The sequence below is a fragment of the Burkholderia sp. 9779_493 genome (assembly GCF_015712215.1).
In the GTDB taxonomy this organism is placed as follows: domain Bacteria; phylum Pseudomonadota; class Gammaproteobacteria; order Burkholderiales; family Burkholderiaceae; genus Burkholderia; species Burkholderia cenocepacia.
Genome location: NZ_JACCQA010000009.1, coordinates 74,592 through 89,631, shown reverse-complemented (window position 1 = coordinate 89,631; position 15,040 = coordinate 74,592). Strand labels below are relative to the sequence as shown.

General features: G+C 69.2%; 14 protein-coding genes. 12 read left to right on the top strand and 2 right to left on the bottom strand.

Translation table 11 applies throughout. The features are described 5' to 3' along the window. Positions 1–10: 10 nt before the first annotated feature. The 6 genes from H0X95_RS11555 to lnt all read left to right on the top strand — a co-directional run bounded on the left by H0X95_RS11555 (position 11) and on the right by lnt (position 5,758). The gene (locus tag H0X95_RS11555) at positions 11–1,057 is read left to right on the top strand and encodes a PhoH family protein (protein ID WP_006486600.1); all 1,047 of its coding nucleotides are present in this window, start codon (positions 11–13) and stop codon (positions 1,055–1,057) included. A gap of 151 nt (positions 1,058–1,208) precedes the next feature. Beyond that, positions 1,209–1,985 (top strand): rRNA maturation RNase YbeY, encoded by a 777-nt coding sequence (gene ybeY / locus H0X95_RS11550; RefSeq protein ID WP_006497372.1) that lies wholly within the window; start codon positions 1,209–1,211, stop codon positions 1,983–1,985. 12 nt (positions 1,986–1,997) lie between these two features. Then, positions 1,998–2,630 (top strand): gamma-glutamylcyclotransferase, encoded by a 633-nt coding sequence (locus H0X95_RS11545; protein WP_006486595.1) that lies wholly within the window; start codon positions 1,998–2,000, stop codon positions 2,628–2,630. 43 nt (positions 2,631–2,673) lie between these two features. Further along, on the top strand, positions 2,674–2,823 hold the full coding sequence (locus H0X95_RS11540) for a hypothetical protein (RefSeq protein ID WP_006497373.1): 150 nt from the start codon (positions 2,674–2,676) through the stop codon (positions 2,821–2,823). Positions 2,824–3,117: 294 nt separating this feature from the next. Next, a complete protein-coding gene (locus tag H0X95_RS11535) occupies positions 3,118–4,005 on the top strand; it encodes an HlyC/CorC family transporter (RefSeq protein WP_006487531.1) in 888 nt (295 codons plus the stop codon). Between the two features lie 52 nt (positions 4,006–4,057). Then, complete coding sequence (gene lnt / locus H0X95_RS11530) at positions 4,058–5,758, top strand: apolipoprotein N-acyltransferase (protein ID WP_006497374.1); 1,701 nt, start codon at positions 4,058–4,060, stop codon at positions 5,756–5,758. 72 nt (positions 5,759–5,830) lie between these two features. Here the strand turns inward: lnt and H0X95_RS11525 are convergent, their stop codons facing one another. Then, positions 5,831–7,477 carry a hypothetical protein gene (locus H0X95_RS11525; protein WP_059720720.1) on the bottom strand — a complete coding sequence of 549 codons (1,647 nt, stop codon included), beginning with the start codon at positions 7,475–7,477 and terminating at the stop codon, positions 5,831–5,833. Positions 7,478–7,760: 283 nt separating this feature from the next. Between H0X95_RS11525 and glyQ the strand changes: the two genes are divergently transcribed. From glyQ to H0X95_RS11500, 5 genes are read left to right on the top strand one after another with little or no spacing between them, the layout of a single operon-like run. Beyond that, positions 7,761–8,765 (top strand): glycine--tRNA ligase subunit alpha, encoded by a 1,005-nt coding sequence (gene glyQ, locus H0X95_RS11520; RefSeq protein ID WP_006488593.1) that lies wholly within the window; start codon positions 7,761–7,763, stop codon positions 8,763–8,765. 22 nt (positions 8,766–8,787) lie between these two features. Continuing rightward, positions 8,788–10,887 carry a glycine--tRNA ligase subunit beta gene (gene glyS, locus H0X95_RS11515; RefSeq protein WP_006488597.1) on the top strand — a complete coding sequence of 700 codons (2,100 nt, stop codon included), beginning with the start codon at positions 8,788–8,790 and terminating at the stop codon, positions 10,885–10,887. 10 nt (positions 10,888–10,897) lie between these two features. Continuing rightward, positions 10,898–11,461: a D-glycero-beta-D-manno-heptose 1,7-bisphosphate 7-phosphatase gene (gene gmhB / locus H0X95_RS11510; protein WP_006488591.1), complete on the top strand. Its 564-nt coding sequence runs from the start codon at positions 10,898–10,900 to the stop codon at positions 11,459–11,461. Between the two features lie 43 nt (positions 11,462–11,504). Further along, positions 11,505–12,269 carry a lysophospholipid acyltransferase family protein gene (locus H0X95_RS11505; protein ID WP_006488592.1) on the top strand — a complete coding sequence of 255 codons (765 nt, stop codon included), beginning with the start codon at positions 11,505–11,507 and terminating at the stop codon, positions 12,267–12,269. Between the two features lie 45 nt (positions 12,270–12,314). Next, positions 12,315–13,202, top strand: coding sequence for a M48 family metallopeptidase (locus tag H0X95_RS11500; RefSeq protein WP_034201389.1), 888 nt, complete (start codon positions 12,315–12,317; stop codon positions 13,200–13,202). A gap of 108 nt (positions 13,203–13,310) precedes the next feature. Here the strand turns inward: H0X95_RS11500 and gloA are convergent, their stop codons facing one another. After that, positions 13,311–13,694 carry a lactoylglutathione lyase gene (gene gloA / locus H0X95_RS11495; protein ID WP_006477863.1) on the bottom strand — a complete coding sequence of 128 codons (384 nt, stop codon included), beginning with the start codon at positions 13,692–13,694 and terminating at the stop codon, positions 13,311–13,313. 398 nt (positions 13,695–14,092) lie between these two features. Here gloA and H0X95_RS11490 point away from each other — a divergent pair, with 398 nt between their 5' ends. Beyond that, positions 14,093–15,028, top strand: a complete 936-nt coding sequence (locus tag H0X95_RS11490) for a DMT family transporter (protein ID WP_006491616.1) — start codon at positions 14,093–14,095, stop codon at positions 15,026–15,028. Positions 15,029–15,040: the final 12 nt, after the last annotated feature.

The window sequence follows — 15,040 nt, the reverse complement described above, 5'->3', positions numbered from 1 at the left end:
CGACGCTACTTTGAAGACCGTCCAAGCACTGGAATTCACCGCCCCGCGCGACGACAACGCGCGCCTCGCCAACCTCTGCGGCCCGCTCGACGAGAACCTGCGGCAGATCGAACAGGCGCTCGACGTCACGCTCGCGCGGCGCGGCCACCGGATCACGATCCGCGGGCGCGGCGCCAAGCTCGCGCTCGCCGCGCTCGAAAACTTCTACAACCGCGCGCGCGATCCGCTGTCGGTCGACGACATCCAGCTCGCGCTGGTCGAGGTGCGCCACACGGCCGGCAACGGCCGCCAGGACACGCTCGACGTGCGCTTTCGCGGCGACCCCGATCATCCGTTCGACGAACCGGTCGTGCAGCTCGACGCGGACGAGCCGGACGAAGAGCCGGCGCCGAAGCTCTACACGCGGCGCGCCGACCTGCGCGGCCGCACGCCCGCCCAGCGCGAATACCTGAAGCAGATCCTGTCGCACGACGTGACGTTCGGCATCGGGCCGGCCGGCACCGGCAAGACCTACCTCGCGGTCGCGTGCGCGGTCGACGCGCTCGAGCGCGACCAGGTCAAGCGGATCGTGCTGACGCGCCCGGCCGTCGAGGCCGGCGAGCGGCTAGGCTTCCTGCCCGGCGATCTCGCGCAGAAGGTCGACCCGTACCTGCGTCCGCTGTACGACGCGCTGTACGACCTGCTCGGCTTCGACAAGACGGCCAAGATGTTCGAGCGCCAGATGATCGAGATCGCGCCGCTCGCGTACATGCGCGGCCGCACGCTGAACCACGCGTTCATCATCCTCGACGAGGCGCAGAACACGACGCCCGAGCAGATGAAGATGTTCCTCACGCGGATCGGCTTCGGCTCGAAGGCGGTCGTGACGGGCGACACGAGCCAGGTCGACCTGCCGCGCGGCCACAAGAGCGGCCTCGTCGAGGCGCAGCAGGTGCTCGGCGGCGTGCGCGGCATCGCGCTCACCCGCTTCACGAGCGCGGACGTGGTGCGCCATCCGCTCGTCGCGCGCATCGTCGAGGCGTACGACGAATTCCACGCGCAGCACCAGGACGGCTGAGCGGCGGCGCGCGTGCGCTGCCCCAGGCCTGCCGGCCCGGCCCGCCGTCATGGCGCGCCGGGCTTTTTTTCGCCCGCGCGCCGCCCGGCCGAATTCGGGCGCGATCGGCCGTTTGGTGTATCCTCAACGCGTCCCAATCGCCGCACGCGTCATGAAATCCTCCCGTTCCCGCAAGTCCGGTCGCGCCCAGTCCGCCGCGTCCGAATCCCCCCGCCTTTCGCTGTTCGACGCGAAGGGCAAAGCCCGCACCGTCAACGCGCAAGGGCTGCGGATCGACTTCCCGGACGGCCGCAGCCTGATGTTCGACCTGTCGGGCAGCTCGGGCGACGCGGCCGTCGCGATCGTCGCGCAGCACAACGATCCGGCGATGCGCGCGAAGCTCGCGCTGCAACCCGAGCATTACGACAGCGTGACGCTGCACGTCGGCGCCGAGTTCGCGCCGCGCGAGGACGATCCGGAAGACGAGCCGCGCGCGCTGGAACTCGACCTGTCGGTGCAGTACGGCGACGAGATCACGAGCGACGTGCGCAAGACGCTCCCCAAGCGCAAGCTGATCGCCGAATGGCTCGAGCCGGCGCTGTTCGCGAGCGCGCAGCTCACCGTGCGCTTCGTCGGCGAGAACGAAGGCCGTACGCTGAACGCCGGCTACCGCCACAAGGACTATCCGACCAACGTGCTGACCTTCGCGTACGACGCGGCGCCCGACGGCACCGTGATCGGCGACCTGGTGCTGTGCTGCCCGGTGGTCGAGAAGGAAGCGCACGACCAGGGCAAGCCGCTCATGGCCCATTACGCGCACCTGCTGGTGCACGGCGCGCTGCACGCGCAGGGCTACGACCACGAGACCAGCGACGAGGACGCGGCCGAAATGGAAGCGCTCGAAGTCGACATCCTCGCTAAACTGGGTTTCCCGAACCCGTACCAGTAAGCCGTCCGCCCGATGCGTAACGCCGCGATGCTGCCGCCCGCCTACCCGCCGTCGATCGGCGAAGGCCGTCTGCTGACGGAAGACGAGCTCGCGGCGTCGCTCGCGCATACGATGCGCGACTGGGACGGCCGGCAGGATCTGTGGCTGTTCGGCTATGGCTCGCTGATCTGGAACCCCGGGCTGCCGACCGTCGCCGCCGTACGCGGCAAGGTGCACGGCTATCACCGCGGGCTCTACCTGTGGTCGCGCGTGAACCGCGGCACCCCCGAACGGCCGGGCCTCGTGCTCGCGCTCGATCGCGGCGGCTCGTGCTCGGGCATCGCGTTCCGGCTCTCCGGCCCGACCGCGCAGCCGCATCTCGAGACGCTGTGGAAGCGCGAGATGCCGATGGGCTCGTACCGGCCCGCGTGGCTGCCGTGCTCGCTCGAGACCGGCGAACGCGTGAACGCGCTCGCGTTCGTGATGCGCCGCGATGCACCGACCTATACGGGCAAGCTGACCGATCCCGTCGTGAAGGAAGTGTTCAGTTGCGCGGCCGGCCGCTACGGCACGACGCTCGACTACGTGAGCCGCACGGTCGACGCGCTGCGCGCGAGCGGCATCCCCGACCGCGCGCTGGAAGGGCTGCTGGCGCGATGCCGGTGATGCGACACCACGCCGCCCGCGCATCCGAACGAGGACATCCCCGATGAAACCGTCAAACTGGTCGCGCGGCAGGATCGCCGCGCTGCTCGTCGCCGCGAGCGTCGCGCTGTCCGGCTGCGGAATCCTCGGCTGCGGCGGCGCCGCGACCAACGGCGCGGCCGCCGGCGGCTGCTCGGCCGGCATGCGGTTCTGAACCGCGCGCCGGCGGCGCCCGCCTGCGGCAGAATGCCGCGCTCACGACCGATGTCCCGCGTCGGGCCGCGCCGCCCTTGCCGCCGCCGTTTTTTTGCCGCCGCGCCCCGCCGACTCTTTCTGCGCTAGGATGGACCCGAGGACGATGTCGCGCCCGGCGCGGCCGTCCGCGAGCGGGCCCGCGCGAGCCGCCCATCCTGGCCGTGCGGCCGGGGTGACACGGTCGCGTCGTGCCCTTGGTGTATCCTTGCCTACTCCGTGACCGCGCGCCCCGGCATGACCCGGGCGCACCACCATGAACGATTCGTATCCCAGTCGTAAGTCAACCGACAAACCGCAAGAAAAGCGCTCGCTGCTCGAGCGCCTGACCGACTTCATCTCGCCCGAGCCCGAATCCCGCGGCGAGCTGCTGGAAATCCTCCAGGACGCCCACGAACGCAACCTGATCGACGCCGATTCGCTGTCGATGATCGAAGGCGTGTTCCAGGTATCCGATCTGTGCGCCCGCGACATCATGGTGCCGCGCGCGCAGATGGACGCGATCAACATCGCCGACAAGCCCGAGGATTTCATCCCGTTCGTCCTCGAAAAGGCGCACTCGCGCTACCCCGTGTACGAGGAGAACCGCGACAACGTGATCGGCGTGCTGCTCGCGAAGGACCTGCTGCGCTTCTACGCCGAGGAAGAGTTCGACGTGCGCGGGATGCTGCGCCCGGCCGTGTTCATTCCGGAATCGAAGCGCCTGAACGTGCTGCTGCACGACTTCCGCGTGAACCGCAACCACCTGGCGATCGTCGTCGACGAATACGGCGGCGTCGCGGGCCTGATCACGATCGAGGACGTGCTCGAACAGATCGTCGGCGACATCGAGGACGAATACGACTTCGACGAGGAAGCCGGCAACATCATCGCGGGGCCGGACGGCCGCTACCGCGTGCGTGCGCTCACCGAGATCGAACAGTTCAACGAGGTGTTCGGCACCGATTTCCCCGACGACGAAGTCGACACGATCGGCGGGCTGATCACCCATCATTTCGGACGCGTGCCGCACCGCGGCGAGAAGCTGCAGCTCGGCAACCTCGCGTTCGAAATCCAGCGCGGCGATGCGCGCCAGGTTCATGTGCTGCTGGTGCGCCGCAACCCGCTCGCCAGCCGTCGCGCCGAAACCTCGCACGAAGACTGACCGTTCCGCGCCAGCCGCGCCTCCTTCAACCGCTCGCCCACTTCCGCTTCACATGGACGATCCGATCCCGTCCCGCCCGGCTGGCGGCCTTCTCGCGCCGGCCCCCGGCCGCGCGCTGCCGCGCTGGCATTATCCGGCCGCGCTGCTCGCCGGCGCCGCCAATACGCTCAGCTTCGCGCCCACGCCGCACGGCGGCTGGCTGCAGCTCGTCGTATTCGTCTGGTTTTTCGCACAGCTGACGCGCACGTCGAGCTGGCGCGGTGCCGCGCTCACCGGCGGCGCGTTCGGCTTCGGCAACTTCATCAGCGGCGTCTGGTGGCTCTACATCAGCATGCACGTGTACGGCGAGATGGCCGCGCCGCTCGCGGGCGGCGCGCTCGTGCTGTTCTCGCTGTACCTGTCGCTATACCCGGCATTCTCGGCCGGGCTGTGGTCGTTCTGCGCGGGCCATGCGTGGCATCGCCGCGCGCCCGACCCGCGGCCGTTCTCGCCGACCTGGCACGGCGCGTTTGCGTTCGCGAGCGCGTGGGCGCTCGGCGAATGGCTGCGCGGCACCGTGTTCACCGGCTTTCCGTGGCTCGGCAGCGGCTACCCGCAGGTCGACGGCCCGTTCGCCGGCTTTGCGCCGGTGGTCGGCGTGTACGGGATCGCGTGGGTGCTCGCGCTGTTCGCCGCACTGGTCGTGCAGGCGCTCGTCGCCGCGCGTCCGTCGCCCGTGCGTGACAACGGAGCCGGTGCATCCGGCGGCAACGCCCGCGTGCGCGTCGCCGCGCCGGCCGGCATCGCCGTCGCGCTCGTCGCGGCCGGCCTCGGACTGTCGCAGGTCACCTGGACCGTGCCCGCGAACGCGCCGCTCACCGTGCGGCTGCTGCAGGGCAACGTGAAGCAGGACATCAAGTTCGAGCAGGAAGGCATCGACGCAGCGATCAAGATGTATCAGCAGATGATCGTCGAGAAGCCGGCCGACCTGATCGTCACGCCCGAGACCGCGATCGCGGTGATGATCCAGGAGCTGCCCGAGCCGTTCGCGGTCGCGATCCGCAAGTTCAGCGACACGACCGGCTCGGCCGTGCTGTTCGGCGCGGTCGGCGCGTCGGTGACCGAGGACGGCCACTACGTCGACTACACGAACAGCCTGTACGGCGTGACGCCGAACTCGCGCGACATCTATCACTACGACAAGCACCACCTCGTGCCCTTCGGCGAGTTCATTCCGTGGGGCTTCCGGTGGTTCGTCGACCTGATGAAGATGCCGCTCGGCGACTTCGCGCGCGGCGCGCCCGTGCAGAAGCCGTTCCTCGTGCACAACCAGCCGGTGATGGCCGACATCTGCTACGAGGACTTGTTCGGCGAGGAAATCGCCGCGACGATCCGCGACAACCCGCAGCCGCCGGGCGTGCTCGTCAACGTCACGAACCTCGCGTGGTTCGGCGACACGATCGCGCTCGACCAGCACCTGCAGATCGCCCGGATGCGCTCGCTCGAAACGGGCCGGCCGATGCTGCGCTCGACCAACACCGGGATGACGGCCGCGATCGACGCGCACGGCCGCGTGCTCGGCCAGTTGAAGCCGTTCACGATCGGCTCGCTCGACGTGCGGATCGAAGGCACGAGCGGCTTCACGCCGTACGTGACGAGCGGCAACAATATCGTGCTCGCGGTGTCGCTCGTGTTGCTCGCGTTCGGCTTCACGTTCGGGCCCGGGCTGCGGCGACGCAACGGCCGCAAGCCCGGCGACGACGAAGCGGCATGATGCAGCGGGCCGCTGCCGCGCGCGGCGGCCCGTGACCACGAACCGGCCGGCCGCTCAGGCGGGCCGGGACGATCAGTTCGATCGATCCTGTTGCGCCGGCTGCGCGGCAAGGCCGCGCAGATCGCGGCTCACTTCCTCCATCACCGGCGCCCACGCGCCGAACGTCGGCTGCCGGTACAACGTCGCGGTCGGATACCACGGGCTGTCCGCGCGATCGAGCAGCCACGGCCAGTGCGGATTCACGTCGAGCAGCACCCAGGTGCGCGCACCGAGCGCGCCGGCCAGGTGCGCGACCGACGTGCACACGGTGATCACGAGATCGAGCGCGCCGATGAACGCGGCCGTATCGTCGAAGCTCTTCAACTCGGCCGTGTAGTCGTCGATCGCAAAGCCCGCCGCGCGCGCGGCGGCGACATCCGCATCCGCACCCGGCTGCAGCGAATAGAACGCGACGCCGTCGATGCCGCGAAACGCGTCGGCATAGCGCTCGAGCCCGACGCGCCGGAACGGATTGCGCTGATGGCCCGTGCTGCCCGTCCACACGAGCCCGACCTTCAGCCGGCCATCGCCCGCGAGCCGCGCGCGCCATGCATCACGTGCGCGTGGTTCGGCCCGCAGGTAAGGCACCGACGCGGCGAGCGTCGACGCCTCCATCCCGAGCATCAGCGGCAGGCCGATCAACGGCACTTCGTAATCGAATGCCGGCAGCGCATCGATGCCGCCGCCCGCGCCGAACACGTCCGCGTGCGCGCCGAGACTGCGCTGCATCAGCGTACCGAGCGCCGGAAACGTATTCCACGCGAGCCGGCCGCCTTCGCGATGCACGCGTTCGGCGAGCGGCACGACGAAGCGGCAGAACTGCAGCACGTCGCCGAGCCCCTGCTCGCCCCACACCAGCAGCGTCTTGCCGGCGAGCGGCTCGCCCTGCCAGCGCGGGCCCGGCAGTGCCGGCCGGCGACCGCGCAACTCGCCCGCGCCGTCCCAGCGCGCCTCGTGGCCACGCCAACCGGCCGCGTGGTTGCCGCGCACCAGCTGGATGATCGCGAGATTGAAGCGGAACGACGCATCGTCGGGCGCGAGTTCGCAGGCGCGCGCCGCATGGCGCTCGGCCTCGTCCCAGCGCTGCGCCTCCTTCATCGCCATCGCGACGTTGTTCATCGCGAGCGCGTTGTCGGGCGCGAGCTCGACGAGCCGCGCGGCGCACGCGAGCGCACCGTCCAGGTCGTGCGTCGCGATCCGCGCGACGACGAGGTTGATCCATGCCTGCACGTCCTGCGGATCGTGCTGCACGGCCGCGTCGAGCAACGCGATCTCTTCCGCGCGATCGGCGCCCGACAAGCGCAGCGCGATCGCGAGGTTGTTGCGCAGCGACGGCCAGCCGGCATCGATCGCGAGCGCCGCGCGGTACGGCGCGACCGCATCCGCATGACGGCCGGCCATCTGCAGCGCATAGCCATGGTTGAAGTGTGTGGCCGCGCCCGGCTGCACGCGCACCGCGCATTCGGCGAGCGCGAGCGCGTCGGCCGTGCGCTGCCGCGCGACGAGCGCCGTCGTGAGCCGCACGAGCGCGTCGGCATCGACCGCATGCAGATGGGCGGCGGCGGCCAGCCACAGATCGTGCGCGGCGCGCTCGCCGCGCGCCTGCGCGTCGGCGGCCTGGCCGAGCAACGCGAGGAACGGCGGAAGCAGCGGAATCAGAATGTCGGTCGGTTCATCCATGCAATCGGCATCGGCAAGCGGTGACGCGGCACGCGTGGCGCGCCGCAATACGCGCATCTTACCGCCCGCGCGACGCGCCGCGGCAGGGGCGCCGCGCGCGTGCGCGCAGGCCGCGGGAGCGGTGCGGCGATGCCCGCATCGGCCTTCCGGCCGCATCCGGTCGCCGATCCGGTAAAATTACGCGTTTCAGCACACTAACAAGCCGCGCCGCCGCGCGAGCCGACCCTCCGGGCCCGCCCGGAGCGCCGTCCGCAACGGAGCGCCAGCGCCACGAAGGCTCTTCATGCTTACGTTTCAGCAAATCATCCTGACGCTGCAGTCCTACTGGGACAAGCAGGGTTGCGCCCTGCTCCAGCCCATCGACATGGAAGTCGGCGCGGGCACGTCGCACGTCCACACGTTCCTGCGCGCGGTCGGCCCCGAGCCGTGGCGCGCCGCGTACGTGCAGCCGTCGCGCCGCCCGAAGGACGGCCGCTATGGCGAAAACCCGAACCGCCTGCAGCACTACTACCAGTACCAGGTCGTGCTCAAGCCGGCGCCGGAAAACATCCTCGACCTGTACCTCGGCTCGCTCGAGGCGCTCGGCTTCGACCTGAAGCAGAACGACGTGCGCTTCGTCGAGGACGACTGGGAGAACCCGACGCTCGGCGCGTGGGGCCTCGGCTGGGAAGTGTGGCTGAACGGGATGGAAGTCACGCAGTTCACGTATTTCCAGGAAGTCGGCGGGCTCGAATGCAAGCCGGTGCTCGGCGAGATCACGTACGGCCTCGAGCGCCTCGCGATGTATCTGCAGAAGGTCGAGAACGTGTACGACCTCGTGTGGACCGAGTGGGAAGAGCAAGGCCCGAACGGCCCCGAGCTGCGCCGCCTGTCGTACGGCGACGTGTACCACCAGAACGAGGTCGAGCAGTCGACCTACAACTTCGAGCACGCGAACGTCGACCTGCTGTTCACGTTCTTCAACAGCTACGAAGCGGAAGCGAAGAAGATGATCGACGCGCAGCTCGCGCTGCCCGCGTACGAACTCGTGCTGAAGGCCGGCCACACGTTCAACCTGCTCGACGCGCGCGGCGCGATCTCGGTGACCGAGCGGGCCGCGTACATCGGCCGCATCCGCGCACTGTCGCGTCTCGTCGCGCAGGCTTACTACGACTCGCGCGAGAAGCTCGGCTTCCCGATGCTCGGCAACCCGCCGGGCGTGCCGGGCCTCACCACCGACGCCCAGGACGCCGCCCAGCCGGCATGGGCGCCGCCGCTCAAGGTCGAACGCAAGATCGATCAGGTCTGACGAGACGAGATTCAATCCAACCATGACGCACAATCATCCCGCCCCCCTGCTCGTCGAACTGCTGACCGAAGAGCTGCCGCCGAAGGCCCTCGCGCGCCTCGGCGACGCATTCGCCGAAGGTCTCGCGCAACGCCTCGCGGCGCGCGACCTCGTCGAAGGCGAACTCGTGTTCGAACGCTACGCCACGCCGCGCCGCCTCGCGGTCGTCGTGCAGAACGTGCGCGCCGTCGCGCCTGACCGGCAGGTCCGCGAAAAGGTCCTGCCCGTGTCGGTCGCGCTCGACGCCGAAGGCAAGCCGACGGCCCCGCTCGCGAAGAAGCTCGCGGCGCTCGGCCACCCGAACCTGTCGATCGCCGATCTCGAGCGCGCGCAGGACGGCAAGGCCGAAGCGTTCTTCATCAATTACTCGGCGGCCGGCGCCACGCTCGCCGACGGCCTGCAGGCCGCGCTCGACGAGGCGCTCGCGAAGCTGCCGATCCCGAAATTCATGACGTACCAGCGCCCGGACGGCTCGGACGTGAAGTTCGTGCGCCCGGTGCATCGCCTGACGGTGCTGCACGACGACCGCATCGTGCCCGTCACCGCGTTCGGCGTCGACGCCGGCGACACGACGCTCGGCCACCGCTTCCTGTCCGACGGCCTGGTCGCGATCCAGCACGCCCGCGCGTACGCCGACACGCTGCGCGACAAGGGCCGCGTGATCGCGCACTTCGCCGATCGCCGCGAAACGATCCGCACGCAGCTGAACGAACATGCGAACGGCGACACGGTCGTGATGCCCGAATCGCTGCTCGACGAAGTCACGTCGCTGGTCGAATGGCCGGTCGTCTACCCGTGCCGCTTCGAGGACGAATTCCTGCAGGTGCCGCAGGAATGCCTGATCCTCACGATGCAGACGAACCAGAAGTATTTCGCGCTGACCGACGTCGCCGGCAAGCTGCGCTCGCGCTTCCTGATCGTGTCGAACATCGAGACGAAGACGCCGGGCGAGATCATCGAGGGCAACGAGCGCGTCGTGCGCCCGCGCCTCGCCGATGCGAAGTTCTTCTTCGAGCAGGACAAGAAGAAGCCGCTCGCCGACCGCGTGCCGCAACTCGCGAACGTCGTCTATCACAACAAGCTCGGTTCGGCGCTCGCCCGCGTCGAGCGCCTCGAGGCGCTGGCCGGCGAAATCGCCCCGGCGATCGGCGCCGACACCGCGCACGCGAAGCGCGCCGCGCGCCTCGCGAAGGCCGACCTGCTGACCGACATGGTCGGCGAGTTCCCGGAACTGCAGGGCACGATGGGCACGTACTACGCGCGCCACGACGGCGAAGCCGACGACGTCGCGCTCGCATGCGCCGAGCACTACCAGCCGCGCTTTTCCGGCGACGCACTGCCGACCACGCCGGTGTCGACCGCCGTCGCGCTCGCCGACAAGCTCGAAACGATCGTCGGCATCTGGGGCATCGGCCTCGCGCCGACCGGCGAGAAGGATCCGTTCGCGCTGCGCCGCCACGCGCTCGGCGTGCTGCGCCTGCTGCTCGAAAAGCAGCTGCCGCTCGATCTCGTCTCGCTGCTGCGCACGGCCCATGCACGCTTTAACGGCGTGCCGGGCGTCGCCGAATCGACCGACGCGATCTTCGCGTTCTTCATGGATCGCCTGCGCGGCCTGCTGCGCGAGCGCGGCTATTCGGCCGGCGAAATCGACGCGGTGCTGAGCCTGAATCCGACGCGCATCGACGATCTCGTCGCGCGTCTCGACGCGGTGCGCGAATTCACGCGCCTCGCGGAAGCCGAAGCGCTCGCGGCCGCGAACAAGCGGATCTCGAACATCCTGAAGAAGTCGGAAGGCGGCGCGAACGGCGCGGTGCAGCCGACGCTGCTCGTCGAGGCCGCCGAGAAGGCGCTGCACGAACAGCTCGCGGCCGTCACGCCGCACGTGCAGTCGCAGCTCGAGGCGCGTGCATACACGGGCGCGCTGTCGGCGCTCGCCGCGCTGCGCGCGCCGGTCGACACGTTCTTCAACGACGTGATGGTCAACGCGGAAGATCCGGCCCTGCGCGCGAACCGTCTCGCGCTGCTGTCCGCGCTGCACCAGCAGATGAACTGCGTCGCCGACATCTCGAAGCTCGCCGCATAAGGGCCGCCCGATGCCGACCAGCCCCAACCGCAAGCTCGTCGTCCTCGACCGGGACGGCGTGATCAACGTCGATTCGGACGCGTTCATCAAGACGCCCGACGAATGGATCGCGCTGCCCGGCAGCTTCGAGGCGATCGCCCGGCTCAACCACGCGGGCTACCGCGTGGTCGTCGCGACCAACCAGTCCGGCATCGGTCGCGGGCTGTTCGACATGGCCGCGCTCAACGAGATGCACCTGAAAATGCATCGCGCGGCGGCCGCGGTCGGCGCGCGCATCGATGCGGTGTTCTTCTGCCCGCATACGGCCGAGGATCATTGCGACTGCCGCAAGCCGAAACCCGGCATGATGCAGATGATCGCCGAGCGCTTCGAGATCGATCCCGATCACACGCCGGTCGTCGGCGATTCGCTGCGCGACCTGCAGGCCGGCGTCGCGGTCGGCTTCCAGCCGCACCTCGTGCTGACCGGCAAGGGCAAGAAAACGCTCGCCGCGGGCAATCTGCCGCCCGGCACGAAGGTCCACGACGACCTGCGCGCGTTTGCGCTCGATTTTCTTTCACACGAACACGAGTGATGCGGCTGCCGCGCGCATCCTCCCCAACGCCAGACTCACGCCGATGCGCTTCGTCCGCTCCCTGCTGCTGCTGATCTACTTCATCCTGTACACGGTGCCGTACGCCACCGCGTGCTTCATCGCGTTTCCGTTCATGCGCCCCGACGCGCGCTACTGGATGGCGGCCGGCTGGTGCAAGTCGACGCTGTGGGTCGTGCGCTGGCTGAACGGCATCCGCTACCGGATCGAAGGGATGGAAAACCTGCCCGACGGCCCGGCCGTGCTGCTGTCGAAGCACCAGTCCGCGTGGGAGACGCTCGCGTTCCCGGCGCTGATGCCCAAGCCGCTCTGCTACGTGTTCAAGCGCGAGCTGCTGTACGTGCCGTTCTTCGGCTGGGCGCTCGGGCTGCTGCACATGGTCAACATCAACCGCAAGGAAGGCAAGAACGCGTTCAATTCGGTGATCCGCCAGGGCAAGAAGCGCCTGTCGGAAGGCGCATGGATGATCATGTTCCCCGAAGGCACGCGTACGCCGGTCGGCAAGCAGGGCAAGTACAAGACGGGTGGCGCGCGCTTCGCGATCGAAACCGGCACGCCGGTCGTGCCGATCGCGCACAATGCAGGGCGGGTCTGGCCGCGTAACTCGTTCACGAAATTCCCGGGCGTCGTCACGGTGTCGATCGGCAAGCCGATCGCGAGCGAAGGGCTGACGCCCGATGCATTGAACTCGCAGGTCGAAGCATGGATCGAAGCGGAAATGCGCCGCATCGATCCCGATGCGTATCGTCAGGCGGGTAACGCCGGCACACGCGATGCCGCGCGCGCCTGAAGCCCCGGATTGCAGCCGTTGCGTACGACAAAAAGAAGCGAACTGATGAAACAGCGTCCGCGGCCACGGCCTGCCGTCGTGGCCCTCGATCATCGCCAGATGGATCTGCCGCTCTTCGACGGGCCGGCCGCGGCGCCGTCGGCGCCCGCCGCCCCGCCGGCGCCGCCTGAAGTCGCACCCGCCGCACCACTCGATCCGGGCCCGGCGCCCGATCGCTCGCGCGTGCGCACGTTCGCGCTCGACAGCCGCGTGCTCGAATACCGGCTGAAGCGCTCGGCGCGCCGTACGATCGGCTTCACGATCGACGGCAGCGGGCTGTCGATCACCGCGCCGCGCTGGGTCACGCTCGCCGACATCGAAGCGGCGATCGCGGAGAAACAACGCTGGATCTTCGCGAAGCTCGCGGAGTGGAAGACGCGCACCGAGCAGCGCGCGCTGCCGCAAATCGACTGGCGCGACGGCGCGCAGCTGCCGTATCTCGGCAAGACGGTGACGATCGCGCTCGGCGCGGGCGCCGTCGCGTTCGATGCCGATGCGCTGCGGCTGTCGCTGCCGCTGCCCGTGCAGGCCGACATGCAGCAGATCAAGGATCGCGTGCAGGGCTGGCTGCAGGGCGAAGCGAAACGCATCTTCGGCGAACGCCTCGTCGTCTACGCGGAAAAGCTCGGCGTCACGTATTCGATGTATGCGCTGTCGTCGGCCGCGACGCGCTGGGGCAGTTGCTCGAGCGACGGCAAGATCCGCCTGAACTGGCGGCTGATCCATTTCCCGATGTCGATCATCGACTACGTCGTCGCGCACGAGCTGTCGCACCTGCGCGAGATGAACCACAGCCCGGCCTTCTGGCAGACCGTCGAATCGATCTTCCCCGAGTTCCGCGAAGCGCGGCATACGCTCAAGCATCATCCGCCCGAGTTGCTGCCGTCGCTTTGACGCGCGCGGCTTCGGCTCCAACGAAAAAGGGCGATGCGGATTACTCCGCATCGCCCTTTTTCGCTGCCGCGGCGCACATCGCACGCCGCGGCCCGGTTCATCCCGCGCTTACTTCTTCTGGATGAACTCGATCTTGTAGCCGTCCGGATCCTCGACGAACGCGATCACGGTCGTGCCGTGCTTCATCGGGCCTGCCTCGCGCGTGACCTTGCCGCCTTGCGCCTTGATCTTCTCGCAGGCCGCGTACGCATCGTCGACCGCTACCGCCAGATGGCCGAAGCCGTTGCCGAGATCGTAGGACGGCGTCTCCCAGTTATGGGTGAGTTCGATCACGGTGCCCGTGCTCTCGTCTTCGTAGCCGACGAACGCGAGCGTGAACTTGCCTTCCGGATAATCCTCGCGACGCAGCAGCTTCATGCCGAGCAATTCGGTGTAGAACTTGATCGAGCGGTCGAGATCGCCGACTCGCAGCATCGTATGCAGCAAACGCATGTGTTGTACTCCTGTGGGGACTTTCCAGAACCGGAAATTCTACCGGAGACGGGTGAATTTCGCCGGGGGCGCCTAGCCGGGGGCGCCTAGCCGGCGGCGCCCAGCCGGCGGCGCCCAGCTGGATGCGCCCCGCCCGGCGCACGGCCGAGGCGGCGCATCGGTTGACCCGACGCAAGCGCAACGGCAGAAAACGTCACACTCCGGCCCGCCCGACCACCGCGCCGATCGGGTAACATCCTTCCACTTCGCACCAAAAGCGGGCATGCGTCCCGCCGCCCGACCGCGACCACCCACTCTTCCCTACCCCACACTGCCGTGCGAAACCGCCGATTCGAGCGCGCCGGACGCGCCGCCCGCCTGACCTCGCCGCCGTCATACCGGACCCGCGAGGCGCGCCGATGACCGCGCTTGCCGCCGCCCCCGTGCGCCGCGCGCTCGATACGCGCGCGGTCGGCCTGATGCTGCTGCTGTGCGCGATCTGGGGCTTCCAGCAGGTCGCGATCAAGAGCACGAACGCCGCGATCGCACCGATGTTCCAGGCCGGGCTGCGCTCGGTGATCGCGGCGGTACTGCTATGGGGCTGGGCCCGCACGCGCGGCACGCCGCTGTTCCAGGCGGACGGCACGTTCGGCGCGGGGCTCGCCGCCGGCGCGCTGTTCGCCGGCGAATTCATCTGCGTGTTCTTCGGACTGACGCTGACGAGCGCGTCGCACATGGCGATCTTCCTGTACACGGCGCCGTGCTTCACCGCGCTCGGCCTGCACCTGTTCGCCCCGGGCGAGCGGCTGCAGCGCACGCAATGGGCCGGTGTCGGTCTCGCCTTCGCCGGCATCGCGCTCGCGTTCGCGGACGGCTTCCTGAAGCCGCGCGCGCCCGGCGCATCCGTGCTGGCCGGGCTCGCCGGCGACGCGCTCGGGATCCTCGGCGGCGCGATGTGGGCCGCGACGACGGTCGTCGTGCGCTCGACGGCGCTCGCGCGGGCCAGCGCGAGCAAGACGCTGTTCTACCAGCTCGCGGTATCGGCGGTCGTGCTGGTCGCGCTCGCCGCGCTGTCCGGCCAGATGTCGTTCGCGCACGTGACGCCGGTCGCGCTGGCGAGCCTCGCGTACCAGTCGGTGATCGTCGCGTTCGTCAGCTACCTGTCGTGGTTCTGGCTGCTGACACGCTACAGCGCGTCCCGGCTGTCCGTGTTCACGTTTCTGTCGCCGCTGTTCGGCGTCGCGTTCGGCGTGTTGCTGCTCGGCGAATCGGTCGGCTGGCGCTTCATGTCCGCGGCCGCGCTCGTGCTGACCGGCATCGCGCTCGTCAACGCGCCGCCGCGCCGGCGGGCGTGACGACCGACGCGA

Coding starts and splice junctions, on each gene's coding strand:
- ybeY (WP_006497372.1), top strand. CDS start 1,209: ATGAAATCCTCCCGTTCCCGCAAGTCCGGTCGCGCCCAGTCCGCCGCG.
- H0X95_RS11545 (WP_006486595.1), top strand. CDS start 1,998: ATGCGTAACGCCGCGATGCTGCCGCCCGCCTACCCGCCGTCGATCGGC.
- H0X95_RS11540 (WP_006497373.1), top strand. CDS start 2,674: ATGAAACCGTCAAACTGGTCGCGCGGCAGGATCGCCGCGCTGCTCGTC.
- H0X95_RS11535 (WP_006487531.1), top strand. CDS start 3,118: ATGAACGATTCGTATCCCAGTCGTAAGTCAACCGACAAACCGCAAGAA.
- lnt (WP_006497374.1), top strand. CDS start 4,058: ATGGACGATCCGATCCCGTCCCGCCCGGCTGGCGGCCTTCTCGCGCCG.
- H0X95_RS11525 (WP_059720720.1), bottom strand. CDS start 7,477: ATGGATGAACCGACCGACATTCTGATTCCGCTGCTTCCGCCGTTCCTC.
- glyQ (WP_006488593.1), top strand. CDS start 7,761: ATGCTTACGTTTCAGCAAATCATCCTGACGCTGCAGTCCTACTGGGAC.
- glyS (WP_006488597.1), top strand. CDS start 8,788: ATGACGCACAATCATCCCGCCCCCCTGCTCGTCGAACTGCTGACCGAA.
- gmhB (WP_006488591.1), top strand. CDS start 10,898: ATGCCGACCAGCCCCAACCGCAAGCTCGTCGTCCTCGACCGGGACGGC.
- H0X95_RS11505 (WP_006488592.1), top strand. CDS start 11,505: ATGCGCTTCGTCCGCTCCCTGCTGCTGCTGATCTACTTCATCCTGTAC.
- H0X95_RS11500 (WP_034201389.1), top strand. CDS start 12,315: ATGAAACAGCGTCCGCGGCCACGGCCTGCCGTCGTGGCCCTCGATCAT.
- gloA (WP_006477863.1), bottom strand. CDS start 13,694: ATGCGTTTGCTGCATACGATGCTGCGAGTCGGCGATCTCGACCGCTCG.
- H0X95_RS11490 (WP_006491616.1), top strand. CDS start 14,093: ATGACCGCGCTTGCCGCCGCCCCCGTGCGCCGCGCGCTCGATACGCGC.